The following is a 26,801-nucleotide window of genomic DNA, read 5'->3' on the forward strand; positions in this document are numbered from 1 at the left end:
TGCCCGACTATAGGTAGCCTTGGGATTAAGGACCAGTGAATAGGCCTGTTATTGCTGCCCTTGTTGTGCCCCTTGCGCCGCGCGCATCGCCTCGACTTCGGCGGATGTCTTGAAATCGACCAGTTCCACCTGGAAAACGAGGTCTGAATTCGCGGGGATTGGCCCCGAAACCTGATCTCCATAGCCAAGTGCGGCTGGCACGCAGAAGCGCCAGGTGCTGCCCTTGGTCATCATCTGCAGGCCTTCGGAAAAGCCGGGGATGACGCCTTCAACCGGGAAAGCCGCCTGCATGCCCTGATCGAACACCGCGCCGGTGGCAGTAAGGTAACCGATGTAGTTGACCAGTACGAAATCAGCCTTGGCAGGCTTTGCGCCCTCGGCAGGATTTAGCAACATCGTGCCGAGGCCGCTGGGGACAGTCGCGCTGCACAGCCGCTGGCCCGCACTGACTATCGGGTTGAGCGGCAAGGGTATCGCCTGCGCGGAAGGCACCGGCGGCTTCGCCACTTTGGCAGGCGTGGCCGCACTGACTGGCACACCGGCGGCGAGAGCGAGGAGAGGGGCGATGCGGCAAAGCGCCATGGGACTGATCGTCATGGCCCCTAGCATAAGCGCAACCGCCGCCGCGCACCATGCGCCCAAAGTTGGAATTATCCGGAAAAAACGCGGCTGCACGGCCAGAATCCACGTCTTTGATCCACTTGACCCTGCCCGTGGCGCGCCTACATGCGAATCATGTTCATCGAGACCGAAACCACGCCCAATCCCGCCACGCTCAAGTTTCTCCCCGGAGAACAGGTCATGGCATCCGGCACGCGCGAGTTCACTTCGCCCGAAGCAGCGGAAGTTTCCCCGCTTGCGCAGGCGCTGTTTGACCTCGGCGATGTGACCGGCGTGTTCTTCGGGCGCGATTTCGTTTCCGTCACCGCCGCCCCCGGCGTGGAATGGTCCAGCCTCAAGCCGCAGGTTCTTTCGCTCCTGCTCGATCACTTCGTGGCGCAGGCCCCGCTGTTCACGCCCGGCACCGCTGGCGGCATTGCGGTCCCGGCCGAAGCGGACGACGATTTCAGCGATGACCCTGCCGATGCCGACGTGATCGAACAGATCAAGGACCTGATCGAAACGCGCGTCCGCCCGGCCGTTGCCAACGATGGCGGCGACATCATCTATCGCGGATTCCGCGAAGGCGTGGTCTATCTGCAGATGCAGGGCGCCTGCTCGGGCTGCCCATCGTCGTCGGCTACGCTCAAGAACGGCATCGAGAGCCTGCTCAAGCATTACGTTCCCGAAGTCAGCGAAGTGCGCGCTGCATGACCCTGCGGGCCTGACCCGATGCGCAGGCTGGTCATCGACAGCGCAACGGAAAGTTGCTCGGTCGCGCTGATTGAAGATGGTGTCCTGATCGCAGGGGAGTGCCTGACGCTCGGACGCGGCCATGCCGAACGCCTTGTGCCGATGATTGCCGCTCTTCCCGATCAAGGCCGTGCCGACGTCATTGCCGTCGATGTCGGCCCCGGCAGTTTTACCGGCATTCGCGTCGGACTCGCCGCGGCCCGCGCGCTGGCAATGGCGTGGGGCGCGCGGCTCGAAGGCTATGAAAGCCTCGCTCTCGTAGCGGCCATGGCCAACGCCGAAAGTCCAGGTACCGCAGTCGACGTCTGCATGACCGGTGGGCACGGCGAATGGTTTTTCCAGCCGTTTGCTGCAGATGGAACACCGCTGGCTCCGCTCGTTTCCCTGCCCCCCGCCGAAGCCATCGCGCGTTCGTCCGCGCCTGTAATTGCGGGAAGCCAGAGCGCAGCAATTGCACAGGCCCGCCCGGGCACCCGGGCACTGGACCTGCGCCCCGATGCGCAGCGTCTGATGCTGCTCTCAGCTTCCGCCCTCCACGACGATCCCCGCCCCAGCTATGGCCGCGCGCCGGACGCGCGGCTGCCAACGGCTGCCTGACCTCGGCAACGATTCGACGATGAGCGCGCCTCCGCCCGACGACATCGACCGGATCATGTCCGTAATGGAATGCGCCTTTCCCCCAGCCTATGGCGAAGCGTGGAACAGGCGGCAGGTTGGCGACGCCCTGCTGGTCGGCAACTGCCGCTATGGGCTTATCGCACCGGACGGCTCGGACCATTTCGAATACGATACTGATACAGCAGGTTTTTTCTTGGGTCGGAGCGTTCTCGACGAAGAAGAACTACTCCTCTTCGCAATTGCACCAAAGTATCGTCTGAAAGGACTTGGTCATCAACTGCTCGGGCGGTTCATTTCCGAAGCGCGAGCGAGCGGCATGGCCCGCGTGTTCCTCGAAATGCGCCGCGACAACCCGGCCGGCTATCTCTACGCGGCCCATGGCTTCCGTGAAATCGGCGTGCGCCCGGCATACTACCGCACTGCGGAAGGGTACAGGATCGACGCGCTCAGTCAGGAACTGACCTTCGATCATCGCGCAAATACTTAACTAAGCTTTGCCGACCCTTTCACGGGATTCGAAAAAATTGTCGGATATGGTTGTGTCTTTCTACGCAAAACTATAAAAGGTGATCTGGATCACCAATTTAATCTTCAAATGCCAATATGCTCCAGACGAGCGCACAACAAAGGCCGGTTCGCAATGACTGATATGCAAAATGACATGCGTGAAACCCTGATCACGCTCGCTTCCGACATCGTCGCTGCTCATGTGAGCAACAACAGCGTCTCGGTCAGCGACCTGCCGACGCTGATCACCAACGTCTACACTGCGCTGGCAAATCTCGAAAAGCCTGCGCCCGTCGTCGAAGTGATGCCAGAACCTGCTGTTTCGATCCGCTCGTCGATCAAGAACGATCACATCGTCTGCCTCGAAGACGGCAAGAAGCTCAAGATGCTCAAGCGCCATCTTGCCACGCGCTACAACCTGACTCCTGATCAGTATCGCGCACGCTGGAACCTGCCGGCTGACTATCCGATGGTCGCTCCGGCCTATGCGGAAAAGCGCCGCGAACTGGCCAAGAAGATCGGCCTTGGCCGCAAGCCTGCGCCCAAGCGCGGCCGCAAGCCCGCTGCTGCCTGATCGGCACACTTGTCAGTCGCGCAATCGTATTGCGCGCTGTTGAAGATTTGGCCCGCCGCTCTATAGATCGGCGGGCCGATTTCTTTTCGCCGCAATCTTTCTGACGGAATTCCAGTGCACCAGGCCATCGACATCGAAGCCCTCTGCGCCGAACGCGGCCTGCGCATCACCGACCAGCGGCGCACGATCGCGCGCGTCCTCTCGGAAAGCGAGGACCACCCCGACGTCGAGAAACTGCACGAGCGTGCCTCCTCGATCGATCCGCGCATCTCGATCGCCACGGTCTACCGCACCGTTCGCCTGTTCGAGGAAGCGGGCATTCTCGACCGTCACGATTTCGGCGATGGCCGCGCCCGTTATGAAGCAACGCCCGAGGCGCATCACGACCACCTGATCGATGTCGAAACCGGCAAGGTCATCGAATTCGTCGACCCCGAACTCGAACAGCTCCAGCGCCAGATCGCCGAGAAGCTGGGCTATCGCCTCGTCGATCACCGCATGGAACTGTACGGCGTCAAGCTTGAACGCGACGGCTGACAGCATCGGCCACGCCGGTTATTCGCTGGCAGGGCGTTTGCGCATCGGTGCGCGGATTGCCGCCATGCTCTTGCTGTTGCTGGCCTGCGTTCCGCTCTACTATATCTGGCGCGGGTTGCGCCTGCACAATCCCTGGCCCCGCCATTTCCTCGGCGGCATCGCATGGATTGCCGGCGCCCGCGTGCGGACCTTGGGCCAGCCTGCCCCCAAAGGCGCGTTTTTCCTCGCCAACCACGTGAGTTGGCTCGACATTCCGGTTATCTCCGGCGTCACCGGCAGCGCCTTCGTCGCGCATTCGGGGCTGGCGGACCACGGCGCGCTCAAATGGCTCTGCGACATGAACGACACCGTCTTCGTCGCGCGGCATGAGCGCCGGTCGGTCCACTCCCAGGTTGAAGCGGTGCGCGCTGCGCTGAGCGATACCGGCGCGCTGACCGTCTTTCCCGAAGGCACGACGAGCGACGGCTCCGCTCTGCTGCCGTTCAAGTCGTCGCTGCTCTCTGCGCTCGATCCCCCGCCGCCCGGCATCGCCCTCCAGCCAGTCTGGCTCGACTATGGTCCGGATGTGGCCGCGATGGCGTGGGTCGGCGAAGAGCCGGGCATGGACAATTTCCTCAAGATCCTTGCACGGCGCGGCCGCCAGCCGGTCACCGTGCATTTCCTCGCGCCGCTGACGGCAGAGGAATCGGCCGGCCGCAAGACCATGGCCGCCGCCGCGCGTGCCCGCATCCTCGAAGCCATGACGCGCAACCGGTAGCCAAACGCGAGCAAATCCCGTATCGGCCCGGCCATGTCCGCGCCCACGTCCCCCAAAACCTTTCACGTCAAGAGCTTCGGCTGCCAGATGAACGTCTATGACGGCGAGCGCATGGCTGAACTGCTCGCCGCGCAGGGGATGACCGCGGTGGACAGCAACGGCAGCGCCGACCTCGTCGTGCTCAACACCTGTCACATCCGCGAAAGGGCGACCGAAAAAGTTTATTCCGACATCGGCAGGATTGCGAAAAACTGGGATGGTCCTGTCGGCACCGCCCCCATGATCGCGGTAGCGGGATGCGTGGCTCAGGCCGAGGGCGATGAAATCATGGCCCGCGCACCCAGCGTACAGGTCGTGGTTGGACCGCAATCGTACCACCACTTGCCCGAAATGGTGGCGCGCGCCGCCGCCGGTGGCCGCGCGACCGAGACCGACATGCCCGCCGAGGCCAAGTTTGCAGCCCTGCCCAAGCGCCGCAAATCGGCGCCGAGCGCATTCCTCACCGTGCAGGAAGGCTGCGACAAGTTCTGCACCTACTGCGTAGTTCCATACACACGCGGCGCTGAAATATCGCGGCCATTCAGTGACCTTGTTGAAGAGGCCAAGCTACTGGTGGCAGGCGGTGCGCGCGAGATCACACTGCTCGGCCAGAATGTGAATGCCTGGGCATCGCAGGACGACAAGGGCCGCGAGATCGGGCTTGAGGCGCTGATCCGAGCGCTCGCCGCCGAACCGGACCTGCAGCGCATCCGCTATACCACCAGCCACCCCAACGACATGACCGAGGGCCTGATCGAAGCCCACGGCGAAATCGACAAGCTGATGCCGTTCCTGCACTTGCCGGTCCAGGCAGGCAGCGACCGCGTGCTGAAAGCAATGAACCGCAGCCACAGCGCGGAGAGCTACTTACGCGTGCTCGAACGCGTTCGAGCAGTGCGTCCGGACATTGCGCTCTCAGGCGATTTCATCGTCGGATTCCCCGGCGAGACTGATGCGGAATTCGAAGAAACGCTGCAACTGGTCGATGCCGTCGGCTATGCGCAGGCGTTCAGCTTCAAGTATTCCGCCCGCCCCGGCACGCCCGCCGCAACGATGGACGATCACGTTGCCCCCGAGATCATGGACCAACGCCTGCAACGGCTTCAAGCCGCACTGCAGCGCGATTCGCTGGCGTTCAACTTGGCCAGTGTGGGCAAGCGCTGTTCGGTGCTGGTCGAACGCAAGGGCAAGCTCCCCGGTCAGTGGTTGGGCAAGTCGCCGTGGCTGCAATCGGTGCATTTCACCGCAGACCTTGCGATCGGCGATCTGGTGGACGTGGAGCTGATCGAAGCCGGGCCAAACTCGCTTTCAGGCCACCTCCTCTAAATCCCTGTGGAATAAACGGCTTCTGGCACCTTTTCGGGCTGCCCTGCCTTGCGCGCGTAACATCCGCACCTATTCTCAAGGACAGGCCCCTTACCTGAAAGGAGAGCATGGCCCGAAAACTCCCCCGCGCCCATGATGAGGCGCATCATCGCCCGGAAACACACCGCCCCGATCAACATCGGCGCGCCCGGGTCGAAGTCGAATTCGATGAACAGACCGTGCTTGGCGCCCTGTTCGGCCAGTTCGACACCAATCTCGTACTGATCGAGAACCGGTTGGGAGTTTACATATCGGCGCGCGGCAACCGCGTCCTGATCGAAGGCCCTGACGATTCCGTCGCCCGTGCCCGCGATGTGCTGAAAGGTATGCACCAGCGGCTGCTTACCGGGCAGGATCTTGATGCAGGCGCAGTCGAATCGCTGATCGCGATGAGCGTTGAGCCAACGCTGGAAGGTATCATCAGCGGCATGCCGGGCGGCGCTCCGCCAATCATGATCCGCACGCGCAAGAAGACCATCGTCCCGCGCAGCCCCACTCAGATCGAATACATGAAGGCGCTCATTTCCAATGACGTGATCTTCGCGCTAGGGCCAGCAGGCACCGGCAAGACATATGTCGCCGTGGCGCAAGCCGTCGCGCAGCTGATTTCCGGCTCGGTCCAGCGGTTGATCCTGTCGCGCCCGGCGGTGGAAGCGGGCGAGCGGCTCGGGTTCCTGCCCGGCGATATGAAGGAAAAGGTCGACCCCTATCTGCGCCCGCTTTACGATGCGCTATATGATTGCATGCCGCCCGAACAGGTCGAGCGGCGCATCGCCAGCGGCGAAATCGAAATTGCGCCGATCGCCTTCATGCGCGGCCGCACGCTGGCCGATGCTTTCGTCATTCTCGACGAGGCGCAGAACACCACGCCGATGCAGATGAAGATGTTCCTCACCCGTTTTGGCCAGAACAGCCGCATGGTGGTCTGCGGCGATCCCAAGCAGACCGACCTTCCCGGCGGCGTCACCGCGAGCGGCCTGAACGACGCGGTACAGCGCCTCGAAGGCGTTGAAGGCATCGCAACGGTGCGGTTCAACATCGCCGACGTTGTCCGCCACCCGATCGTCGGACGTATCGTCGAGGCCTACGAAGGCAAGGACGCGTGACCGCACCGATCCTTGAAATGGATATCGACCCGGTGTGGGGCGATGCAACCGACTGGGAGTCGCTGGCCAATCGGGCTGCCGAGGCGGCGGCACAGATCGTGCCCGAATTGGCGCATGACAATCTGCTGGTCAGTCTGGTCATGGCCGATGACGAGGAAGTCCACGCCTTGAACAAGCAGTGGCGCGCCAAGGACAAGCCGACCAATGTCCTGTCGTTCCCGATGCTCAGCCGCGACGAAGTGCTTCGCGCGGCAACAGATGAAGGTGCGCCGGGGATGCTGGGGGACATGATCCTGGCGCACGGCGTTTGCACGCGCGAGGCTGCGGAAAAAGGCGTGTCGGTTGAGGTTCATGCGAGCCACCTGGTTGTGCATGGGCTGCTCCATCTTGCGGGCTATGACCACGAGCTGGGCGAGGCCGAAGCGGAGGAAATGGAAAATCTGGAGCGGAAGGCGCTTGCGCTGATGGGCATCGCCGACCCATATGCGGTCGAAGACTGAACATTGGGGAGTTCCAGGTAGTGCCCGAGGGCAATGACTCCACCGGCGAGAGCCGGTCGGGAGACGCAGACAGTAGCAGTCCCGCATTATGGCGCGCGCTGTGGCGCGCGATCAGGGTCTTCTTCCGAGGACCGGACCACGACCAGTCGCTCCGCGCCCAGATCGAGGAAGCGATTGACGAGCATGAGGGCGAAACCCACCCTGCAAACGCCGGAAACGGCGATCTGGTGCCGCTTGAGCGCCAGATGCTGCGCAACCTGCTCCATTTCAGTGAACACGACGCGGACGACGTGGCGATCCCGCGCGGACAGATTATCGCCGTGCCTGCCTCGGCCACGTTCGAGGAACTGGTCGCGGCATTTGCCGAACATGGCCACAGCCGCATGCCGGTCTATGGCGAATCGCTCGACGAGATCATCGGGATGATTCACGTGAAGGACGTCTTCGTCAGCGTGGCGGGCATGACCCTTTCGGGCAAGTTGCCGCCCAAGGACTGGACCACACTGATGCGCCAGCCGCTGTTCGTGCCGCAGGCGCGGGGCGCGCTTGACGTATTGGCGGACATGCGCAGCCGCCGTACCCATCTTGCAGTGGTGATCGACGAGTATTCGGGCACCGATGGCATCATCACCATCGAGGATCTGGTCGAGGAGATAATCGGCGAGATCGAGGACGAACACGATGATGCACCAGAGGAGCTGATCCGCCGTATTGATCCTGACACATGGGAAGCCGATGCGCGGGCCGAACTTGAAGACGTCGCGGAAACGGTTGATCCCCGACTTGCGGAAGTCGAGGAAGATGTGGATACGCTCGGCGGGTTGGCGGTGGTCCTCGCAGGTGAAGTTCCGCCTGTCGGACGCGTGCTTGAACATGCCAGCGGCTGGCGGCTGGAAGTGACAGGGGGGGACGAGCGCCGCCTGACCTCCATCCGGCTTCACGCGCCGAAAACCGACGTTGTTGATGAGGAATAGGAATTACCGATGATCCGCCGCCTGCCCCCACTGCGTTCGCTCGAGGCGTTCATTCGCGTCGTGCGCGCAGGGTCGGCCAAGACGGCTGCGGCGGAGCTTGCCCTCAGCCCTTCGGCCCTGTCACGCCGGTTGGGCGCGCTGGAAGAGTTCGTCGGCAAGCCTATGTTCGAGCGCAAGCATCAGGCCTTGAAGCTGACCGAAGAAGGCCAGCAGCTTTACGATGCGGTTGCCCCGTTGATCGACGAAATGGCCGACCGGGTGGACCGCCTGATCGATACCGGCAAGGTCATGCGGCTGCGCCTGGGCGTGCTGCCGCTGTTCGGTAGCCAGCGCCTGTTCCCGCGCCTCGGCGAATTGCGCAAGCTGCACCCGCAATTGCACATCGACATCGATTCAGGCCATGCGGCCGAAACCAAGCTGGGCGATACGATCGACGCAGCCATCGTCCTGTCCGAAGGACCGGACGCGGCGCTCCATTCGGTGCGGCTCGATCACAACCGCGTCCACGCCATCACTTCGGTCGCTCTGGCCGAGGAACTGGGCGAACGCCCGGACATGGCCAAGCTTTCGAAGCAGACGTTCCTTGTCCATAACGACCTGCCGATGAGCTTCGAGGCGTGGAAGAAGGCGCTGCATCTCGAAAAGCTTGAGCCTGCCGCCATTGACCATTTCGATTCGGGCCAGTTGATTCTCGAAGCCGCCGCGCAAGGCCTCGGCATCGCGATCATGCACGACGATCACTACTTGCGCAGCCATGACCCAAGGCTCGCGCGGCTGTTCGATATCGATGTCGACAGCCCTTATTCCTACTGGTTCGTTTGCCGCCCGCGTGCGCTGCAATCCCGCCCGGTGCGCCTGTTCCATGACTGGATGCTGAAGGCCGGTCTGTGAGCGTGGCCCGCCGCCGGGTTACGGTGGTGAAAGTTCACTGCCCGGTCGCGCCTGAAACGCTGGCCGCAATGCTGGCCGGTGATGGCGGAGCGCTTGAGCGCGACCCCACTGCCGCCACCATGCTGGGTATTATCCGCGCCGACAATGCGCTGGGCGACTTCGGACTTTATCACGGCGTCACTGAAATCGGCCTGGGCTGGGAAAGCTTCACGCCCACTGCCGATGCCGAGCCGACGCTCGGCGCTGCTGGCGCAACCGCGCTTTCCCCAACCGTAATCCTCAAGACCTATGCACCAGCCGGTGCCGATATCGATGATGCTCTGGCTGCGCTTATGGCCGCGCATCCATGGGAAGTTCCGGTGGTCGAACTGACCGAGGCCGAATTACTTCTGCGCTGAACGAAAGGCGCGCAGCCCTCGGCGCGCGACGAAAGCACCGAAATCACCGTCTGGGATGACGCCAAGCCCGGCGTGCGCTGCTCGGTTGTGGCGATAGGCCTGCGCTGTGACCGTGCCCCCACCAGCGACCCGCACACGCAGGTTCAAACGTCGGTATTCCGAGCGTGCGGGGCGGTGCCGGTCCCATTCTTCATAGGCGTCAAGCAACCGCAAATGCCGCGCGGCAAAGCGAGGTCCAGCCCGGTACAGCCGTCCGGCAACCCACCCGCTCCCCGCGCACAGCACCGGATACCAGCCCTGCGGCGAGCGCACTGCAAGCAGGCGTCCGCGCACGAATGCCCGCTGTCTGCGCACAAGCAGCGGCAGGATGGCGCGCGTCAGCGCATTGTCATGATCCTGCGTGAGGGTGCCGTAAAAGAAGAACCAGCGCCCGCCCATCGGCGCTGTCAATGCGCGCAGGCAATCGCCTCGACCACGTCTTCCAGCCGCGCTGGGTCGCCCAGCGCGATGACATGGCCGTCGGAGCCTGCGTGCAGCGGATCGCCGTTCCAGTCAGCCATCGTGCCGCCCGCGCCCTCGACAATGGGGACCAGCGCCGCCCAGTCATGCAGCTTGAGTCCTGCCTCGCACACCACGTCGAGCTGTCCTGTGGCAAGCATCGCGTAATTGTAGCAATCGCCCCCCATGACCATGCGCTTATGATCCGTTTTCGCAGCCAGACCCATGAAATGCGCACCGTCGTGATCGTCAAAATAATGCGGCCCGGTGGTGGCAAGCGTCGCCTCGGACAGTTCACGGCACGGGCGCGTTCGCACTGGCTTGCCGTTAAGTGTCGTCGCCATGCCAGCCGCGCCGACCCAGCGCTCGCCGGTGATCGGCTGATCGAGCACGCCCAGCACTGGAAAACCCTCGACCAGCAGCGCGATCAGCGTGCCGAAGATCGGCCGTCCCGCAAGAAAACCCGCCGTGCCGTCGATTGGGTCGAGCACCCAGCTCCGCCCGGACGTGCCCGCTGTGGAGCCGAATTCCTCACCGATGATAGTGTCGCGTGGGACTTCGGCGGTAAGGATGCGGCGCATCACCTCCTCGGCTTCGCGGTCTGCCAGCGTAACTGGCGTGGCGTCGCCCTTCCGCTCGGCAGCAACAGTACGGAAATGCGGGCGGATTGCCGCCGCCGCCGCATCGGCAAGGCGCATGGCGAGAGCGATGTCGTTTTCAAGTTTCATGGGAATGCCTGTGCCCGCCCCCGGGGGCGGCGGTCAAGGCGCAGCCTGAGAATTTGGCGCCGAGAAATTGGCGTTGGACAGGCAGCCACGTGCAACATTAGATATGGGGTGACGATCAGCACAGACGATAATGCGCAATATCGCTAGGTCGGCTGCACTGATTGTTCAGGGGGCGCATCGATGAGTCGCAATAGCAGACCGGCGGTCGACCGGTCGATAGTCTCGCCCAATGGGGCAACCCGTGACGGTCAACCCATCTCCTATAGCCGCGCTCCTGCCCCCGATCTGGAACGCTGGGTCGGACGATTCTATGTGACCATTGTCGATATGCCGCCCGAGCGACGGCTGTCGTGTGGCCTGCTGTCCGATTTTGCCTGCGTGCGTATCCAACTGCGCGGCAAGTGGGAGGCCGAGACGGCCGATGGGGTCCAGACGTCTGAGCGCGCCGCCCTGCTGTTCGGCCCCCATTCGCGGCGCATGCCGATAGCTGTCACCGGCAGCTTTACCAGCGCGGGCGTGTTTCTGAAGCCGGGTGCATGCCACGCACTCAACGGTCCCGACGTCCATGGCCTGACCGACCGGCTGACGACGTTTGCAAATCTGGGAATGCCCGAAGAGCGCTGGTTGGGCATGTTCGATCCCGAAGCCACCCCCGAGGAGTGGACGCTGGCGATGGAAGAGGCGATGCGCAAGCTGATCGCGGACCGCGCCGTGCGCGAGCCCGAGCCGATTTCAGCGCGCGTCGAAGCGGCAGCCTTTGCCGATCCGACGGTAACCGTGGCCCAGCTCGCGCAAGATCTCGGTGTGGACCAGCGCCGCCTCGAACGCATCGTGCGGCGCGATTTCGGGATGACACCCAAGCAGGTGCTGCGCCGCGCCCGCGCGCTCGATATGGCCAGCCACTTGCGCGGCGTGGCCGATCAGGACGAGGCCGAAGCGCTCGCGCTGCGCTTTTATGACCAGAGCCACCTCATCCGCGAGTTCAGCGCCATGTTCGGAATGAGCCCGCGCCAGTTCGTCGAACAGCCGCAACCGCTGATGACTCTGGGGCTGGAAACACGCCAGACCCGGCGCCTTGAGATCATTCAGCGCCTCGCTCCGGGCGGGATCAAGCCGTGGGAATGAGCGGAGCGGTTGCACCAGCGAGGCGCGCCGCCTAGGGCAAGTCCATGGCAAGAGCTGATCGTCTCGAACGTCTCGACAAGCGCCGCTCCGAACTGGAAGCGGACTACACTGAAGCGCTGATCGAAGCGCTGCAGGTGACGGCAGCGGGCAAGTGGGGCCTGTTTGATCACAACGCCGACAAGATCATGCGCGCCGCAACCCAGCCGGTGATCGATGGCCTGCAGGATATCGCCGACCAAATCGCTGAAGCGCGCGAGACGCTGTTCATGGAACCCTTCACGCTCCACGACGAATTCATGGCCGCCCGCGGCAAGCCCGGCGCGCACGCTGTGGGCGAGCCGAAGCAGGCCCGCGCATGGCTTGAACGACTAAGGCTGACGGCAAAACCACCAGCCGCCGAGGATTAATCGAAAAGGCTCGAAACCGAGCTTTCGTCGGCAATGCGGCGCACCGCCTCACCGATCAGCGGAGCGATGGTGAGCACACGGATGCGGTCGCAGGTCGCGGTCGCCTCGGTCGGCATGATCGTGTCGGTGATCACCAGTTCCTTGAGCGCCGATCCTGCCACGCGGGCAACCGCACCGCCCGACAGCACGCCGTGGGTGATATAGGCCGAAACGCCAGCTGCGCCGGCATCGAGCAGCGCCTGCGCCGCGTTGCACAACGTGCCGCCCGAATCGATGATATCGTCGATCAGGATGCACATGCGGCCTTTCACGTCGCCGATGATGTTCATCACTTCGGACTGGCCGGGACGATCACGGCGCTTGTCGACAATGGCCAGCGGCGCATTGTTGAGGCGCTTCGCCAGAGCGCGGGCGCGGACCACGCCGCCGACGTCGGGCGAAACGACCATCAGTTCCTGCGTGCCGTAACGCGTCTGGATATCCGCCGCCATGACCGGAGCGGCGAACAGATTGTCGGTCGGGATATCGAAGAAGCCCTGGATCTGGCCTGCGTGCAGATCGACCGCAAGGACGCGGTCGGCCCCTGCGGTGGTGATCAGGTTCGACACCAGCTTGGCCGAAATCGGTGTGCGCGGACCGGGCTTCCGGTCTTGGCGGGCATAGCCGAAATAGGGGACGACTGCCGTGATGCGCTTGGCCGAGGCGCGGCGCAGCGCGTCGATGCAGATCAGCAGCTCAAGAAGATTGTCGTTTGCCGGGTAGCTGGTCGACTGGACCACGAACACGTCCTCACCGCGCACGTTCTCGTGGATTTCCACGAAAACTTCCTCGTCGGCAAAGCGGCGCACGCTGGCGTCGGTCAACGGCACTTCGAGATAAGCCGAAATGGCGCGAGCGAGCGGCAGATTTGAGTTGCCGGCCATGATCTTCATGCGTGCGATTCCCTCGGATTCGATCCCCGCCTGCGCATTAGACCATGATGACAGGTTTGCAACTCTTGCAGGCCACACCCTTTGCCGCCTAGTGAACGGACATGGCAGATACGATCCGGATCACCCTCGCCCAGCTCAATCAATCCGTGGGCGACCTTGCCGCCAACGCCGCCGCGATGCTCGCTGCGCGCGAAAAGGCGAAGGACGCCGATCTGATCGTCTTTCCCGAGTTGCAACTGATCGGCTATCCGCCTGAAGACCTGATCATGAAGCCCGCGCTGGTGCAACGCGCGGCGGCAGAATTGCAGAAGCTGGCCGAAGTGACCGCAGACGGCGGACCGGCGATGCTGGTGGGCTCGGTGTTCGTGCGTGACGGCGCGCTGCATAACGGCGTGGCGCTGCTCGAAGGCGGACGCATTGCCGCCACGCGCTTCAAGTACGAACTGCCAAATTACGGCACGTTCGACGAAAAGCGCTATTTCATGCCCGGCCCCCTGCCCGAGCCGGTGCTGTTCAAGGGCGCGATGCTGGGCCTGCCGATCTGCGAGGATATCTGGCAACCCGACGTCTGCCGTCACCTCGCCGAACTCGGCGCGGAAATCTTCATCTGCGTCAATGGAAGTCCTTACGAGATCGACAAGGACGTGCTGCGCATCGACGGTGTGGCCAAGCGCCGCGCGATCGATACCGGCATTCCGCTGGTCTACCTCAACCGCGTGGGCGGGCAGGACGAGATCGTTTTCGACGGCGCAAGCTTCGTCGTCGGCCCCGAAGGCGCACTGTGGGTGCAGATGCCTGACTGGGAAGAATCGATCATCACAACGGTGTGGACGCGCTCGGAATTCGGCACGGGCCACCGCTGGCGCTGCGAGGCGGGCGAAGTCCACGATCTCGCCGAGCATCCCGAAGACATCTATTGCGCGATGGTTCTGGCACTGCGCGATTACGTGAACAAGAACCGCTTCCCCGGCGTGGTGCTTGGGCTGTCGGGTGGGATCGATTCCGCGATCTGCGCGGCCATCGCGGTCGATGCGCTGGGCGCAGACAGGGTTTGGTGCGTGATGATGCCGAGCATCTACACCAGCCAGGAAAGCCTCGACGATGCCGAGGGCTGCGCCAAGATGCTTGGCGTGAAGCTGGATACCGTGCCGATCAATCCTGCCGTATTGGGCTTTGGTGAAATGCTCGCGCCGGTATTCGCCGGGCGCCAGCCGGACCTTACCGAGGAAAACATCCAGTCGCGCATTCGCGGCGTCACGCTGATGGCGCTCTCGAACAAGTTCGGGCCGATGCTGGTGACCACCGGCAACAAGAGCGAGATGAGCGTCGGCTACGCCACGATCTATGGCGACATGAACGGCGGGTACAATCCGCTGAAGGACGCCTACAAAACCACCGTGTTCGCCCTGTCGACCTGGCGCAACATCAAGCGCCCGAAGATCGGACTTGGTCCGGACGGCCCGGTCATGCCCGAACGGATCATCACCAAGCCTCCCAGCGCCGAACTGCGCCCCGACCAGAAGGATTCGGATTCGCTGCCGCCTTATGATGTTCTCGATGCGATCCTGCTCGGCCTTGTCGAGCATGAGCAGAGCGTTGACCAGATCGTGGCGGAAGGGTTCGACCGCGCCACCGTGGTCAGGGTAGAGCGGCTGCTCCATGTGGCCGAATACAAGCGGCGGCAAGCGCCGCCGGGGGTAAAGCTGGGCGCGCGCAACTACGGACGTGACCGTCGCTACCCGATGACCCACGGTTTCCGCACCGGCTGACCTTATTGCGAACGATTCGCATTGACCGCTCCGAGCAATCGCCCTAACTTGCGAATCGTTCGCAGGAAAGGTTTTCGCGATGCCCTCAGGCCATTCAAACACCCGTTTTTCCGCGCTGATAGACAGCCTTGCCCGCCCACAGGATGTGCGCGCCCTGACCTTGACCGGGTTGCACATGACCATGGCAATGCGGCTCTGCGCCATGTTCGACGCGGCCGCGTGCGATCCCGTGCCCGACCTCGCCCGGCGCTACCACAGCATTGAGGCAGCCTGCGCAGTCCACGGCCTCGTCCAGACCATCAAGCGCGTCTGGCCCGAACCGTTCATGGTCAATCGGCCATGCTGCCTGTCCATGACGCCTGACGAGGCAACCCTCTCGGCGCTTGTCCGCAAAGCACTGTCTGCCGACCGCGCGGGCTTTTCCGATGTCGCTGATGGGTTCGTGCGAGCCGACCGGCATGCTGCGCTTTTTGAAGCGACGGTTCATGCGGTAGCACTGCTCCCTTCCCCTTGAACGCCCTTTCCCTGAGACTGGCACCGCGTTAGGGCGGGCGCCATGACCACGGTAACCCGCTTCGCCCCCTCGCCCACCGGAAAGCTGCACGTCGGCAATGTGCGCACCGCGCTGCACAACTGGCTGCTGGCAAAGAAGACCGGCGGCAAGTTCCTGCTGCGGATCGACGATACCGATGCCGAGCGCAGCCGCGAGGAATTTGTCGAAGCGATCCGCGCCGACCTCAAGTGGCTGGGACTGCTCCCCGACGGCGAAGAGCGGCAATCGGCGCGCTTTGCGATCTACGAAGCCGAATTTGCGCGTCTGGTCGAGGCCGGGCGGCTCTATCGTTGCTACGAGACTTCACAGGAACTGGACCTCAAGCGCAAGGTGCTGCTGGGGCGCGGACTGCCGCCGATCTATGACCGGTCGGGCCTGAAGCTGACCGAGGCCGAACATGACGCGAAGGCAGTGGCGGGCGAGAAACCGCACTGGCGCTTCCTGCTCGACCATGACCAGCCAATCACTTGGGATGACGGCATTCGTGGCCCCCAGAACTTCGATCCGCGCCAGATGTCCGACCCGGTCGTGCGCCGTGCCGACGGATCGTGGCTCTACATGCTGCCCTCGGCGATTGACGACATCGCGATGGGCGTGACCGACGTGCTGCGCGGCGAAGACCACGTTTCGAACACCGCCACCCAAATCCAGATGTTCACCGCGCTGGGGGCCGAGCCGCCGCGTTTTGCGCATGAGGCACTGCTGACCGGGAGCGAGGGCAAGCTGTCCAAGCGGTTGGGCGCGCTTGGCATGGCAGATTTCCGCAAACAGGGTATCGAGCCCGAAGCCATCGTCGCGCTGCTGGCGCGTCTGGGAACGTCGGACCCGGTCGATGCGACGCTGGATGCCGATGCACTGGCGGCCAGCTTCGATCTGTCGCGTTTCGGGCGTGCGCCTGCGCGGTTTGACGAGGCGGACTTGCACCGCGTCAACGCCCAGGTCGTGCACCGGCTGCCGTTTGCCCGCGTGGCGCATCTGCTGCCCGGCGGCATGGGAGAAGCGGCGTGGGAAGCGATCCGCCCCAACCTTGCCCATATCGACGAGGCTGCGGGCTGGTGGCAGGTGGTGACCGGGCCGATCGCCACGCCCGAGTTCGAGAAAGAAACGCGCGCTTTTCTAGCAGAGGCTGCGAACGTCGCAGCGGCGCTCGACTGGAGCGCCGATCCGTGGCGCGCATTGACCGGAGCGCTCAAGGACAGGACCGGGCGCAAGGGCAAGGCGCTGTTCCTGCCGCTGCGCCAGGCGCTTACCGGACAGGACCACGGCCCCGAAATGGCGGCGCTGCTTCCCTTGATTGCGCAAGATGAGGCAGTGCGCCGCCTTCAAGGCTGATTTATTCGACCGTCACCGACTTCGCCAGATTGCGCGGTTGATCGACGTCGGTGCCCTTGGCCACGGCGACATGATAGGCGAGCAATTGCACCGGGACGGCATAGACCAGAGGCGCGATCAGCGGGTGGACCTTGGGCATCTCGATCGTGGCTAGGCAGCCCTCGCCCGCTTCGGCGATGCCTTCGGCGTCGGAAATCAGCACGACCTTGCCGCCGCGCGCACGAACTTCCTGCATGTTCGAAACGGTTTTCTCGAACAGTGGGCCTGATGGGGCGAGCACGATCACCGGGACCAGTTCGTCGATCAGGGCGATAGGCCCGTGCTTCATCTCGCCGCTGGCATAGCCCTCGGCGTGAATGTAGCTGATTTCCTTGAGCTTGAGCGCGCCTTCCAATGCCAGCGGATAGTCCGCACCGCGCCCGAGATAGAGCACATCGCGCGCGGGCGCGATCAGGTGGGCCATGCCGGCGATCTCGTCATCATGCGCCAGCGCGGCATTAAGCGCGGCAGGCACTTCGACGAGATGTTCGACAATCGCCGCCTCTTCGGCGCGGTTCATCCGGCCGCGCTTGACCGCAAGGTGCGCGGCCAGTGCGGCCAGCACGGCAAGCTGGCAGGTGAAGGCCTTGGTCGAGGCAACGCCGATTTCCGGGCCGGCGTGGGTAGGCAGAAGCAGGTCCGCCTCGCGTGCCATGGTGCTGGTGGGGACGTTGACGACGACCGCGATGGTCTGCCCCGCCGCCTTGCAGTGGCGCAGCGCGGCCAGCGTGTCCGCCGTCTCGCCGCTCTGCGAGATGAACAGCGAAAGGCCGCCGGGTTCCAGAACGGGATCGCGGTAGCGGAATTCCGATGCCACATCGATGTCGACTGGCAGGCGCGCGAACTGTTCGAACCAGTACTTGGCGACCATCGCGGCATAGAAACTGGTGCCGCACGCCACGATGGTGACGCGGTTGATGCTGGCGAGATCGAAGTCGATCTGTGGCAACGCCACGGTCTGCTCAACCCGGCGCAAGTAAGAACGCAGGGTTTGCGCGACGACCACCGGCTGCTCGAAGATTTCCTTCTGCATGAAGTGGCGGTACTTGCCCTTCTCGATCGCGGCGGCGGTCGCGCCCGAGGCGACGATGGGGCGCGTCACCACGTTATCGTCCACGTCGAAGATCTGCGCGCCTTCGCGGGTGATGATCACCCAGTCGCCCTCTTCGAGATAGGTGATGCGCTGGGTGAGCGGCGCGAGCGCCAGCGCGTCGGAGCCTAGATAGGTCTCGCCCTCGCCATAGCCCACCACCAGTGGCGAGCCGAGGCGGGCGCCGATCAGCATGTCGTCATGCGCGCGGAAGGCGATGGCGAGCGCGAAGGCCCCGCGCAACTGCGGCAGCACGGCCTTGACCGCGTCCTGTGGGCTGAGGCCCGCTTCGACCTGTTCGGAGACGAGGTGGGCGACGACTTCGGTGTCGGTTTCGCTCTCGAACGTGCGGCCGCGCGCGATCAGGGCTTCGCGCAGCGGCTTGAAATTCTCGATGATGCCGTTGTGGACCAGCGCGACGTGTTCGGTGGCATGGGGGTGGGCGTTGCTGGTGGTCGGCGCGCCGTGGGTGGCCCAGCGGGTGTGGGCGATGCCGATCAGCCCTTGCGCGGGATTGCGCGCGAGTTCGATCACCAGGTTGTTCAGCTTGCCCTCGGCGCGGCGGCGAATGAGCTGACCGCCATCGACGGTGCAGACGCCCGCGCTGTCATAGCCGCGATATTCCATGCGGCGCAGGCCATCGACCAGCCGGTCCGCCACCTGTTCCTTGCCGACAATTCCGATAATTCCGCACATGGGTGTCGCTTGATCCTGAAGAAGCCGTTTCGCACGCTATCGCACGAAGAGGTTGGGATTGTCTTTCCATTCGCCAGCGAGGGGCGGTTTGTCCAGCGGCGATTCCCGGATAGATCCGTTCAGGTTCAAGCGGGTTTGGCTGAAGGAGGTTTACACGGTTTACACAGTCCAGAGGAAGAAACCGGGAGCCCCGTCTGGCGGTTCGGACGCCCCTGCCCGCGTTTGGCGAAAGGCGCATGAATGCAGGGTGGATGGGGGGCTGGGCCATGCGGCTGACCCTGCCTTATTCGCGGGTCTGTAGGAAAATGGTTTGTTGCCAGACGGCATCCACACACCCCGCTCCTGCGGAACACATGCCGCCGCTGCCGGTTGCCTGTGATGTAACCCCACGCAGGAGCGCAAGATGAGCATTTTCAGCAAGATCATGGACGCCATTTCATGGAAGGGCACGCGGCCCACCCAGACCGGCCAGACGCCCAAGCCTGCGCCTGCGGCCATTGCACCGGCAGGGACCGCCGCTCCTGCGCCGAACGTCCCCGCCTCCGCCCCGCCAGCGCCCGCACCAGCCGCGCCGGTCGATGTGGAAGCCAACCTGACCGAGATGGCGCAAGGCAAGGACCTCAACTGGCGCACCTCGATTGTCGACCTGATGAAGCTGCTCGGCATCGATTCCAGCCTCGCCAACCGCAAGGAACTCGCGCAGGAACTGGGCTATACCGGCACGCTCGATGGTTCCGCCGAGATGAACATCTGGCTGCACAAGGCGACCATGCGCAAGCTGGCCGAAAACGGCGGCAAGGTTCCTGCTGATCTGACGGATTGAGGATTGGCGCGCGGGGCGGCGGGTGCGCTGCCCCCGCGTTCCGATCAGCGCAGGAGTTCACTCACCAGCGAGGGCTTCTTCGCGATCATCGCCAGCAGCACTTGCGCCGGGCCGGTCGGGCGGCGGCGGCCATGTTCCCAGTTGAGTAGCGTGCCCTTGGCAACGCCGATACTCCGCGCGAACGCGCCCTGCGACAGGCCAGTGCTGGCCCGGATCGCGGCGACATCAACGGCGGGCGCTTCGACCTGATGGACCACGGCGCGGGTCTTCTCGCCACGCGCGAAAGCCAGCGCTTCATTCAGGCCGTCCATCACGCTGTTATAAACTTTGCTCATGATCTGGCTCCGTATGTTGCGAGCAGTTCCTTGCTCAACGCGACTGCCGCCGCCTGTTCAGTTCTGGTCAGGTTCGCCTTCTCGTTCTTGGCGAAGACCGTCAGCAGAAACAGCGGCATCGTATCGCCACCGAACACGTAGAGTGTGCGATAGCCGCCGCTCTTGCCGCCGCCCTCTCTCGCGATGCGGACCTTGCGCAGCCCACCGCCGAGCGCGATACCGGCCTCAGGGTTTGCCGCCAGAAAGCTGACGATCTCGCCTCGCTCCTCATCCGACATGATTGTTCTGGCGCGCTTGATGAACGACGCCAGTTCGACAACGGTAAGGAGGCGCTCCATATGGCTTAGCTATACACCAGCAACGTATAAGTCAATGACGTATAGATGCAAAGGCTGGATTCTGCGCTTGGGGCGCACCGTCAGACTGAATCCCGACGGCCTTTTTTGGTTCGCGCGGAGGAGCGGAGGCGGTTTGAATCGACAAATGCGGCCGACGTCCAGTTGATAGAATGTATCTTCCCCGAAATTCTCGCGGAATTCTATTGTTTATTCAGTCCCTCTGATTCACCGTCCAATATGGCGGGATCGAGCACTGACAATGTGAGGGCCGCTTGGCACCAAAATACATATTTTGAAAAATCCTTTTCGTCCGGCTTCGGCTCAAACAAACTCACACTGACTTTACACAAGAAAGAACCGTTGCCATCAGCTCTGACCATATTCATAGTCCACCAGCCGTCTGGAAACTTCAGAATTATAGTGGATGTCTGCGGAGCCATCTGCGGAGGCATAAACGAAGGTTTTCCATGTTCCTTCACAAACTCTAGATTTAGGTTCACAATGTCGGCCATTACGACATTTCCATTGGTCTTTCGGAACAATTCGGACTTGAGCTTATCCGCAGGCAAGTTAGGCAACGAAAATGTGCGAGCTAACGCAAATTTTGGAGCTTCAGATGTGCCACCTTTTTCGGCTGCGAAAGCAGGCGTAACTGATGCTAAGGCGAGGGCGAAGATTAGAAAATTTGCGCGCAAAAGTTATCCTATCCATAAATTCTGCATGGACAATTTGTACAGTCAATTTTGCACACTATTTGCTGAGGCTCAAACTGAAGCCCTTCGAAGACGCTCGCAAATCCCAAACAGCGGAACACTCGGGTCGCACAAAACCCTCACCCCTTCTTCTTCTTCATCGCGTCATGAAACCGATCCGCCCAGCCCGGCTTGACCAGTTGTTCCGCGCGCACCATGCGCAATTCGCCATCGCCCACATCGCGTGACACCGCACTGCCTGCTGCCACGATGGCATCCGCCCCGATCTTGACCGGGGCGATCAGGGCACTGTTCGAGCCGATGAAAGCGCGTTCGCCGATTATGGTCTTGTGCTTGAAGTAGCCGTCGTAGTTGCAGGTGATCGTGCCTGCGCCGATGTTGGCGCCTGCGCCGACGTCTGCGTCGCCGAGGTAGGTGAGGTGGTTGGCCTTGGCGCCCTTGTGCAGGACCGCGTTCTTGATCTCGACGAAGTTGCCGACCTTGGCATTTTCCTCCAGCACCGCGCCGGGGCGCAGGCGGGCGTAGGGTCCGATCTGGACGCCCTCTGCCAGCGTGGCGCCCTCGAGGTGGCTGAAGGCGTGGATCACGACGTTGTTTGCCACGGTCACGCCGGGGCCGAAGACGACGTTGGGCTCGATAGTGACGTCGCGCCCGATCTGCGTGTCCCAGGCGAACCATACGGTTTCGGGCGCGATCAGGCTGGCACCGTCGGCCATGGCCTGTGCGCGGCGGCGCTGTTGCCAGCGATGTTCGGCTTCGGCCAGTTCGGCGCGCGAGTTGATCCCAGCGACTTCGTCGGCGTCGTCCGTCACCACGACGGCACAGGTGCGGCCATCGGCGATGGCGATGTTGACCACGTCGGGCAGGTAGTATTCGCCGCTCGCGTTATCGTTGCCGACGCGGGCGAGCAGGCCGAACAAGTCTGCGCTGCGCACGGCCATCAGGCCTGAATTGCAGATGTTGCAGGCGCGCTCATCGGCAGTCGCGTCCTTGTGCTCGACCATCTTCACGATCCGGTCACCCTCTGCGATCACGCGGCCATATTGCAGCGGGTTTTCGGGCGCGAAGGCGAGGACCACGGCGGCGGGGCTGTCGGCTTCGTGGAGGCGATTGAGCATCGCCTGCATGGTGGCGGTGCGCACGAAGGGCACGTCGCCATAGAGGATCAGCACATCGCCAGCGAAGCCGGCGAGCGCGGCTTCGGCCTGCTGGACGGCGTGGGCGGTGCCGTGCTGCGGATCCTGCACGGCGATGGTGGCGCGGGTGCCCAGCGCCTTTTCGAGCTGTTCGCGGCCGTGGCCTGCGACGACGACCTGCCTTGCGGGCGCGAGCGCCTCGGCGCTGGCCAGGAGGTGCATCAGCATGGGCCGCCCGGCGATGGGGTGGAGAACCTTGTGCAGGTCGCTCTTCATGCGGGTGCCTTTTCCGGCGGCGAGGACGATAGTGGCTACTGGTGTCGTGTCGGTCATGCGCGCATCCTTGCCAGACAATTCTTGCGCTTTCCAGAACGGGAGGCCAGTTGACGCCCCGATGGCACAATTTCCTTTTGATGTGGTCGGGTTCGACCTTGATGGCACCTTGCTGGATACCAGCCGCGACCTTGGGCACGCGCTCAACCATGCGATGACATTGGCGGGGCGGGCGCCTGTGCCGCTGGACGATGTGGCGCGGCATATCGGCGGCGGCGCGGCGCAGATGCTGCGATCGGCGCTGACGGAATCGGGCGGGGTGGACGAGGCGGCTTTTGACGGGCTGCAGGCGGAGCTGGTGCGGTTCTATGGGGAGAACATTGCCGCGCACTCCGCGCTGTTTCCGGGCGGAGCGGCGATGCTCGATGCTCTGGAAGCGCGCGGGGTGAAGCTGGCGGTGGCGACCAACAAGAAGGAGCATCTGGCGGTGCGGCTGTTCGAGGAACTGGGGCTGGCGCACCGCTTTGCCGCGATCATCGGCGGCGATACGCTGGGGCCGGGCACGGCCAAGCCCCGCCCCGATATGCTCCGGGCGATGACCCTGCGCTGCGGCGGCGGGCGCGCGGCATTCGTGGGGGATACGACGTTCGACGTGGGCGCGGCGCGCGCGGCGGGGCTGCCGGTGGTGGCGGTGCGGTTCGGGTTCTGTGATCTGCCCCCGGATGAACTGGGGGCGGATGCGGTGGTGGATCACTTCGACGATCTGGTGTGCGCGCTGGAGCGGTTGGGGTAAATTCCTCCTCCGTTCGTGTCGAGCGTAGTCGAGACACTTTCGCGCGGTGTCTCGACTACGCTCGACACGAACGGGACTGGTCGCGAAGTTCAGGCCACCGCAATCAGTTCCGCCGCTGCCGGGCCAGTTTCGAGCAGGTCGATCAGCCCGCGTTCCTCGCGCGTCAGCCAGCGCGTGGCGCGCGGCAAGCGCAGAGAAGCGCGCCATGTCTCCTGATCGTCCACCAGTGCGAGCACGGCGGGGTGGACGTAGCTTTTGCGGGCGATGGCGGGGGTGTTGCCGAGGTGCTCCGACACTTGCTCCAGCAGCGCCTTGAGCGGCAGCTTCTCGCGCGCTTCGGCGAGCAGGCCGAAGGCGAGCGCGCTGGCGCGCCATGTGCGGAAGTGCTTGGCGGTAAAGTCGTCGCCCATCGTCTCGCGCAGCCATGCGTTCACTTCGCCAGAGCCAACCGGGCAAGCCTCGCCGCTGTCGTCGAGGTACTGGAACAAGTGCTGGCCGGGCAGGTCCTGCATCTTCCTGACAAAGCGGGCGAGGCTGCGGTCAGTGATGCGCATTTCGCGCTCCTTGCCCGACTTGGCGCGAAAGCGCAGACGCAAGACCTGCCCCCTCACTTCGGCGTGACGCATGCGCAGGGTGGTTGCGCCGAAGCTCTTGTTGGCGCGGACATAGGCCTCGTTGCCGATGCGGATGCCGCCGCCGTCGAGCAGGCGGACGACTCCCGCTATGCAGCGCTCGCGGGTGAGGCGCGGGGCTGCGAGGTCTTCCTCCACGCGCTTCCGCACGAGCGGCAGGAGGCGGCCGAAGGCGGCGCAGCGGTCGAACTTCTCGCCTTCACGCGCGCTGCGGAAGTGGGGGTGGTAGCGGTATTGCTTGCGGCCCCTGGCGTCGATGCCGGTGGCAAGGATGTGGCCATTGGGTGCGGGGCAATACCAGGTTTCGCAGTAGGCGGGTGGCAGAGCGATGGCATTCAGGCGGTCGATCTCGGCGCGGTCGTTGATGCGCTGGCCGGTGGGATCGAAATAGGTCCAGCCCTTGCCGCTGCGGCGACGGGTGACGCCGGGCAGGCTGTCGTCGACGAAGACCAGTCCGGGGTTGTGCGAAGCGGCTTTGCTTTCCATGTTGGAGCGAACGGGCGATGCCCCCTTGCGGTTCCGCCACCATCGCTTCAATATAGTATGTAACACTAACGAATTTCATCGAAGGAGCAGGCCATGTCCGAAGAGTACGTTCCCCCCAAGGTGTGGACCTGGGACAAGGCCAATGGTGGCGCCTTTGCCAGCGTGAACCGTCCGATTGCCGGGCCGACGAGCGAGAAGGAGCTTCCCGTAGGCAAGCACCCGTTCCAGGTCTATTCGTTGGGCACGCCCAATGGCCAGAAAGCGACGATCATGCTGGAAGAGCTGCTCCAGCTCGGCTTTGCGGAAGCCGAATATGACGCCTGGCTGATCAAGATCTTCGAGGGTGACCAGTTTTCGAGCGGATTCGTGGACATCAACCCCAACTCCAAGATCCCGGCGATGGTCGACCGCTCCGGGCCTGAACCCTTCCGCGTGTTCGAATCGGGCGCGATCCTGATGCATCTCGCCGAGAAGTTCGGTGTGCTGCTTCCGACATCGGGCGCCGCGCGCGCCGAGTGCCTTTCGTGGCTGTTCTGGCAGGTCGGCAGCGCGCCGTTCATCGGCGGCGGGTTCGGGCACTTCTACAACTACGCGCCGATCAAGATCGAATATGCGATCGACCGCTATGCGATGGAAACCAAGCGCCTGTTCGACGTGGCCAACCGCCAGCTCGCCAAGACCCGCTACCTTGCAGGCGACGACTATACCATCGCGGATCTGGCGACCTACACCTGGTTCGGCAACATCTATCGCGGCGAGGCCTATGGCGAGGCGGCGGCTTTCCTGTCGATGCATGAATACGAGCATGTCGGTCGCTGGGTGGGCGAAATCGACGCTCGTCCCGGCGTGCTGCGCGGGCGGCTGGTGAACTCGCAGAAGGGCATTGCCGAACGCCACGACGCGAGCGATTTCGACGTTCTCCCGCCTGAATCACTGAAGGGTATCGTCAAGGGCTTCTGACCGAAAACGGGGGGCGGGATAATTGGCCAGATCCATGCCCCTGCCCCCTTTTCATCCGCGCAAGGCACGCTATAAGCGCGCCTCCTGATGGGGCGTCGCCAAGTGGTAAGGCAGCGGCTTTTGATGCCGCCATTCGCAGGTTCGAATCCTGCCGCCCCAGCCAGCAGGACTTTCTTGCTTCAATCGTTCAGTGACTGCCGCCCTTGGGCCCGGCGATTCATGAAGGCTGCCATCAGCGGCGTCACGACGACGGGGCCGATCCAGTCGGCCCATTGATCGGGCTTGGGCCAGATACGCAAGTCGAAGGTGCCCCACCATGGGAGGTTGGCGCGCAGACCTTGGCCGTATTGTTCAATCCAGCGGTATTCGGCCTGCGCGATTTCGCGGCCGATGAAGTAGCCAGAGGCGAGCGCTGCGCCTGCCCACCAGTTGCGGGTGGTGAGGCCGACTGCCGCCTGAATGACGAGGGCGACGAGCGCGTGTTCGATGAGGTTCATGTCCAGTCCCGCATTTCCATCGGGATGGGTTTGACTGCGCTGGCGCCCGCACACAAGAAAAAGCCCCCTCTTCCCGAAGGAAGAGAGGGCAGTTGTCATGCGTCGTGAGTAATCGGATCAGAACGCCATCGTGGCCGAAACCAGCACGCGCGATCCGGCGATCGAAGAGCCGTCCTTGGTCGAGGAGAAATTCGGTGTGAGATAGGCGGATTCGGTGGTGCTGATGTTGGTATCGACATAGCTGACGCCGAGCGTGACCGGGCCGAGCACGTAGTCTGCGCCGAGCATCCAGTCGACGTATTCACCGGTCGGCGAAACCGAGGTTCCTTGAGGGCCGAGGCCTTCGTTGCCACCCTTGGTGTAGCCGACATGGGCCTTGAGCGTCAGCGGGGTGTCGGGGATGCCGGCAGCAACGTCGGTCCAGACGTAGACGTTGTCCGCCTTGGCGCCGGGGTTGTCATAGACGCCAGTCACGGCCGAGGCGCCCGAGTTGTACCACTGGCCAAGCGCTTCCTGCTCGGGCGCATAAGCGACGCCGACCAGAACGCTGGCAGGGCCTGCGGTGCCCGAAAGCTTGACGTAAGGCTCGGCGAAGTCGGTCTTGTCGAGGCCGCCCGGATACATGTACCAGGTCAGGCCGACATCGACGGTCAGTCCGCTGATTTCGGTCTTGTAGCCGCCATAGATGTCGAGTTCCATGTTCGAGCCGAGGAACGTGCCCCAGCCAGCGAGGTTCGAACCCCACGTGCCAACATAGACACCGCTTTCGTGGGACACGGTGGCGCCTGCCTGAACAGCCATTTCCTTGTCGGTCATCGAGATGCCGCGGAAACGATAGTCGGAAACGAGCGCGGCGCTGCCCGAGACGGTGATCGGGCCGGACTCTTCTTCCTGCGCGAAGGCGGGGGTCGCGGCGGTGGCGATGGCAATGGCAGCCACAGCTGCGGCCAGACGGATCTTCATACGGAACGCTCCCTGTAAAGGTTATCACGTTCCACCTGCGTCTGCCGTGCAGGGCTTCTCGGAG

At 63.5% G+C, this 26,801-nt stretch carries 32 protein-coding genes and 1 tRNA gene; 21 read left to right on the forward strand and 12 right to left on the reverse strand.

Features of this window, described 5'->3' with window-relative positions; translation table 11 throughout:
- Window positions 1-48 precede the first annotated feature (48 nt).
- Window positions 49-597 carry an FKBP-type peptidyl-prolyl cis-trans isomerase gene (locus tag RM192_RS12975; RefSeq protein ID WP_311507982.1) on the reverse strand — a complete coding sequence of 183 codons (549 nt, stop codon included), beginning with the start codon at window positions 595-597 and terminating at the stop codon, window positions 49-51.
- A 138-nt stretch (window positions 598-735) separates the two neighbouring features.
- Between RM192_RS12975 and RM192_RS12980 the strand changes: the two genes are divergently transcribed.
- From RM192_RS12980 to RM192_RS13035, 12 genes are all read left to right on the forward strand, one after another.
- Window positions 736-1,314: a NifU family protein gene (locus RM192_RS12980; protein ID WP_311507983.1), complete on the forward strand. Its 579-nt coding sequence runs from the start codon at window positions 736-738 to the stop codon at window positions 1,312-1,314.
- A gap of 18 nt (window positions 1,315-1,332) precedes the next feature.
- Window positions 1,333-1,950: a tRNA (adenosine(37)-N6)-threonylcarbamoyltransferase complex dimerization subunit type 1 TsaB gene (gene tsaB / locus RM192_RS12985; RefSeq protein ID WP_311507984.1), complete on the forward strand. Its 618-nt coding sequence runs from the start codon at window positions 1,333-1,335 to the stop codon at window positions 1,948-1,950.
- A 19-nt stretch (window positions 1,951-1,969) separates the two neighbouring features.
- A complete protein-coding gene (locus RM192_RS12990) occupies window positions 1,970-2,458 on the forward strand; it encodes a GNAT family N-acetyltransferase (protein ID WP_311507985.1) in 489 nt (162 codons plus the stop codon).
- Between the two features lie 153 nt (window positions 2,459-2,611).
- Window positions 2,612-3,052, forward strand: a complete 441-nt coding sequence (locus RM192_RS12995; protein WP_311507986.1) for a MucR family transcriptional regulator — start codon at window positions 2,612-2,614, stop codon at window positions 3,050-3,052.
- A gap of 114 nt (window positions 3,053-3,166) precedes the next feature.
- Window positions 3,167-3,589 (forward strand): Fur family transcriptional regulator, encoded by a 423-nt coding sequence (locus RM192_RS13000; RefSeq protein WP_311507987.1) that lies wholly within the window; start codon window positions 3,167-3,169, stop codon window positions 3,587-3,589.
- Window positions 3,573-4,346, forward strand: coding sequence for a lysophospholipid acyltransferase family protein (locus tag RM192_RS13005; protein WP_311507988.1), 774 nt, complete (start codon window positions 3,573-3,575; stop codon window positions 4,344-4,346). The genes RM192_RS13000 and RM192_RS13005 overlap by 17 nt, the downstream gene beginning before the upstream one ends.
- A gap of 21 nt (window positions 4,347-4,367) precedes the next feature.
- Window positions 4,368-5,711 carry a tRNA (N6-isopentenyl adenosine(37)-C2)-methylthiotransferase MiaB gene (miaB, locus tag RM192_RS13010; RefSeq protein ID WP_311508631.1) on the forward strand — a complete coding sequence of 448 codons (1,344 nt, stop codon included), beginning with the start codon at window positions 4,368-4,370 and terminating at the stop codon, window positions 5,709-5,711.
- A gap of 107 nt (window positions 5,712-5,818) precedes the next feature.
- The gene (locus tag RM192_RS13015) at window positions 5,819-6,856 is read left to right on the forward strand and encodes a PhoH family protein (protein WP_311507989.1); all 1,038 of its coding nucleotides are present in this window, start codon (window positions 5,819-5,821) and stop codon (window positions 6,854-6,856) included.
- A complete protein-coding gene (gene ybeY, locus RM192_RS13020; RefSeq protein ID WP_311507990.1) occupies window positions 6,853-7,356 on the forward strand; it encodes an rRNA maturation RNase YbeY in 504 nt (167 codons plus the stop codon). The genes RM192_RS13015 and ybeY overlap by 4 nt, the downstream gene beginning before the upstream one ends.
- 20 nt (window positions 7,357-7,376) lie before the next feature.
- On the forward strand, window positions 7,377-8,330 hold the full coding sequence (locus RM192_RS13025) for a hemolysin family protein (RefSeq protein ID WP_311507991.1): 954 nt from the start codon (window positions 7,377-7,379) through the stop codon (window positions 8,328-8,330).
- A gap of 9 nt (window positions 8,331-8,339) precedes the next feature.
- Window positions 8,340-9,221: a LysR substrate-binding domain-containing protein gene (locus tag RM192_RS13030; protein ID WP_311507992.1), complete on the forward strand. Its 882-nt coding sequence runs from the start codon at window positions 8,340-8,342 to the stop codon at window positions 9,219-9,221.
- On the forward strand, window positions 9,218-9,619 hold the full coding sequence (locus RM192_RS13035) for a hypothetical protein (RefSeq protein ID WP_311507993.1): 402 nt from the start codon (window positions 9,218-9,220) through the stop codon (window positions 9,617-9,619). The genes RM192_RS13030 and RM192_RS13035 overlap by 4 nt, the downstream gene beginning before the upstream one ends.
- Here RM192_RS13035 and RM192_RS13040 read toward each other — a convergent pair.
- Window positions 9,605-10,069 carry a gamma-glutamylcyclotransferase family protein gene (locus RM192_RS13040; RefSeq protein ID WP_311507994.1) on the reverse strand — a complete coding sequence of 155 codons (465 nt, stop codon included), beginning with the start codon at window positions 10,067-10,069 and terminating at the stop codon, window positions 9,605-9,607. The genes RM192_RS13035 and RM192_RS13040 overlap by 15 nt on opposite strands.
- The gene (locus RM192_RS13045; protein ID WP_311507995.1) at window positions 10,066-10,845 is read right to left on the reverse strand and encodes an inositol monophosphatase family protein; all 780 of its coding nucleotides are present in this window, start codon (window positions 10,843-10,845) and stop codon (window positions 10,066-10,068) included. Before RM192_RS13045 ends, RM192_RS13040 begins: the two co-directional genes overlap by 4 nt.
- Window positions 10,846-11,025: 180 nt before the next feature.
- Between RM192_RS13045 and RM192_RS13050 the strand changes: the two genes are divergently transcribed.
- Window positions 11,026-11,970 (forward strand): helix-turn-helix domain-containing protein, encoded by a 945-nt coding sequence (locus RM192_RS13050; RefSeq protein WP_311507996.1) that lies wholly within the window; start codon window positions 11,026-11,028, stop codon window positions 11,968-11,970.
- A 44-nt stretch (window positions 11,971-12,014) separates the two neighbouring features.
- Window positions 12,015-12,377 (forward strand): hypothetical protein, encoded by a 363-nt coding sequence (locus RM192_RS13055; protein ID WP_311507997.1) that lies wholly within the window; start codon window positions 12,015-12,017, stop codon window positions 12,375-12,377.
- Here the strand turns inward: RM192_RS13055 and RM192_RS13060 are convergent.
- Window positions 12,374-13,309, reverse strand: coding sequence for a ribose-phosphate pyrophosphokinase (locus tag RM192_RS13060; RefSeq protein ID WP_311507998.1), 936 nt, complete (start codon window positions 13,307-13,309; stop codon window positions 12,374-12,376). The genes RM192_RS13055 and RM192_RS13060 overlap by 4 nt on opposite strands.
- 101 nt (window positions 13,310-13,410) lie before the next feature.
- Here RM192_RS13060 and RM192_RS13065 point away from each other — a divergent pair, with 101 nt between their 5' ends.
- The 3 genes from RM192_RS13065 to gltX all read left to right on the forward strand — a co-directional run bounded on the left by RM192_RS13065 (window position 13,411) and on the right by gltX (window position 16,963).
- Complete coding sequence (locus RM192_RS13065) at window positions 13,411-15,078, forward strand: NAD+ synthase (RefSeq protein ID WP_311507999.1); 1,668 nt, start codon at window positions 13,411-13,413, stop codon at window positions 15,076-15,078.
- Between the two features lie 79 nt (window positions 15,079-15,157).
- Window positions 15,158-15,592, forward strand: coding sequence for a hypothetical protein (locus RM192_RS13070; protein ID WP_311508000.1), 435 nt, complete (start codon window positions 15,158-15,160; stop codon window positions 15,590-15,592).
- A 42-nt stretch (window positions 15,593-15,634) separates the two neighbouring features.
- Window positions 15,635-16,963: a glutamate--tRNA ligase gene (gene gltX / locus RM192_RS13075; RefSeq protein WP_311508001.1), complete on the forward strand. Its 1,329-nt coding sequence runs from the start codon at window positions 15,635-15,637 to the stop codon at window positions 16,961-16,963.
- 1 nt (window position 16,964) lies between these two features.
- On the opposite strand, the gene glmS is transcribed toward gltX, so the two are convergent.
- On the reverse strand, window positions 16,965-18,788 hold the full coding sequence (gene glmS, locus RM192_RS13080) for a glutamine--fructose-6-phosphate transaminase (isomerizing) (RefSeq protein ID WP_311508002.1): 1,824 nt from the start codon (window positions 18,786-18,788) through the stop codon (window positions 16,965-16,967).
- 403 nt (window positions 18,789-19,191) lie between these two features.
- Between glmS and RM192_RS13085 the strand changes: the two genes are divergently transcribed.
- A complete protein-coding gene (locus RM192_RS13085; RefSeq protein ID WP_311508003.1) occupies window positions 19,192-19,611 on the forward strand; it encodes a DUF3597 domain-containing protein in 420 nt (139 codons plus the stop codon).
- 44 nt (window positions 19,612-19,655) lie between these two features.
- Here the strand turns inward: RM192_RS13085 and RM192_RS13090 are convergent, their stop codons facing one another.
- The 4 genes from RM192_RS13090 to glmU form a co-directional block, all read right to left on the reverse strand.
- On the reverse strand, window positions 19,656-19,946 hold the full coding sequence (locus RM192_RS13090) for a helix-turn-helix domain-containing protein (RefSeq protein ID WP_311508004.1): 291 nt from the start codon (window positions 19,944-19,946) through the stop codon (window positions 19,656-19,658).
- Window positions 19,943-20,284: a type II toxin-antitoxin system RelE/ParE family toxin gene (locus RM192_RS13095; protein WP_311508005.1), complete on the reverse strand. Its 342-nt coding sequence runs from the start codon at window positions 20,282-20,284 to the stop codon at window positions 19,943-19,945. The genes RM192_RS13090 and RM192_RS13095 overlap by 4 nt, the downstream gene beginning before the upstream one ends.
- Before the next feature lie 200 nt (window positions 20,285-20,484).
- Window positions 20,485-20,796 carry a hypothetical protein gene (locus RM192_RS13100; protein ID WP_311508006.1) on the reverse strand — a complete coding sequence of 104 codons (312 nt, stop codon included), beginning with the start codon at window positions 20,794-20,796 and terminating at the stop codon, window positions 20,485-20,487.
- Window positions 20,797-21,116: 320 nt separating this feature from the next.
- A complete protein-coding gene (gene glmU, locus RM192_RS13105; protein ID WP_311508007.1) occupies window positions 21,117-22,466 on the reverse strand; it encodes a bifunctional UDP-N-acetylglucosamine diphosphorylase/glucosamine-1-phosphate N-acetyltransferase GlmU in 1,350 nt (449 codons plus the stop codon).
- Window positions 22,467-22,527: 61 nt separating this feature from the next.
- Here glmU and RM192_RS13110 point away from each other — a divergent pair, with 61 nt between their 5' ends.
- Complete coding sequence (locus RM192_RS13110) at window positions 22,528-23,199, forward strand: HAD-IA family hydrolase (RefSeq protein WP_311508008.1); 672 nt, start codon at window positions 22,528-22,530, stop codon at window positions 23,197-23,199.
- A gap of 89 nt (window positions 23,200-23,288) precedes the next feature.
- On the opposite strand, the gene RM192_RS13115 is transcribed toward RM192_RS13110, so the two are convergent.
- Window positions 23,289-24,317, reverse strand: coding sequence for a DNA topoisomerase IB (locus RM192_RS13115; protein ID WP_311508009.1), 1,029 nt, complete (start codon window positions 24,315-24,317; stop codon window positions 23,289-23,291).
- A gap of 93 nt (window positions 24,318-24,410) precedes the next feature.
- Here RM192_RS13115 and yghU point away from each other — a divergent pair, with 93 nt between their 5' ends.
- Together yghU and RM192_RS13125 are read left to right on the forward strand one after the other, a co-directional pair.
- Window positions 24,411-25,277, forward strand: a complete 867-nt coding sequence (gene yghU / locus RM192_RS13120; protein ID WP_311508010.1) for a glutathione-dependent disulfide-bond oxidoreductase — start codon at window positions 24,411-24,413, stop codon at window positions 25,275-25,277.
- Window positions 25,278-25,365: 88 nt separating this feature from the next.
- Window positions 25,366-25,440, forward strand: a tRNA-Gln gene (locus RM192_RS13125).
- Between the two features lie 16 nt (window positions 25,441-25,456).
- Here the strand turns inward: RM192_RS13125 and RM192_RS13130 are convergent.
- On the reverse strand, window positions 25,457-25,774 hold the full coding sequence (locus tag RM192_RS13130) for a hypothetical protein (protein WP_311508011.1): 318 nt from the start codon (window positions 25,772-25,774) through the stop codon (window positions 25,457-25,459).
- Window positions 25,775-25,891: 117 nt separating this feature from the next.
- Window positions 25,892-26,737, reverse strand: a complete 846-nt coding sequence (locus tag RM192_RS13135; protein ID WP_311508012.1) for a TorF family putative porin — start codon at window positions 26,735-26,737, stop codon at window positions 25,892-25,894.
- Between the last annotated feature and the right edge of the window lie 64 nt (window positions 26,738-26,801).

This window comes from Novosphingobium sp. MMS21-SN21R, assembly GCF_031846015.1.
Classification (GTDB): domain Bacteria; phylum Pseudomonadota; class Alphaproteobacteria; order Sphingomonadales; family Sphingomonadaceae; genus Novosphingobium.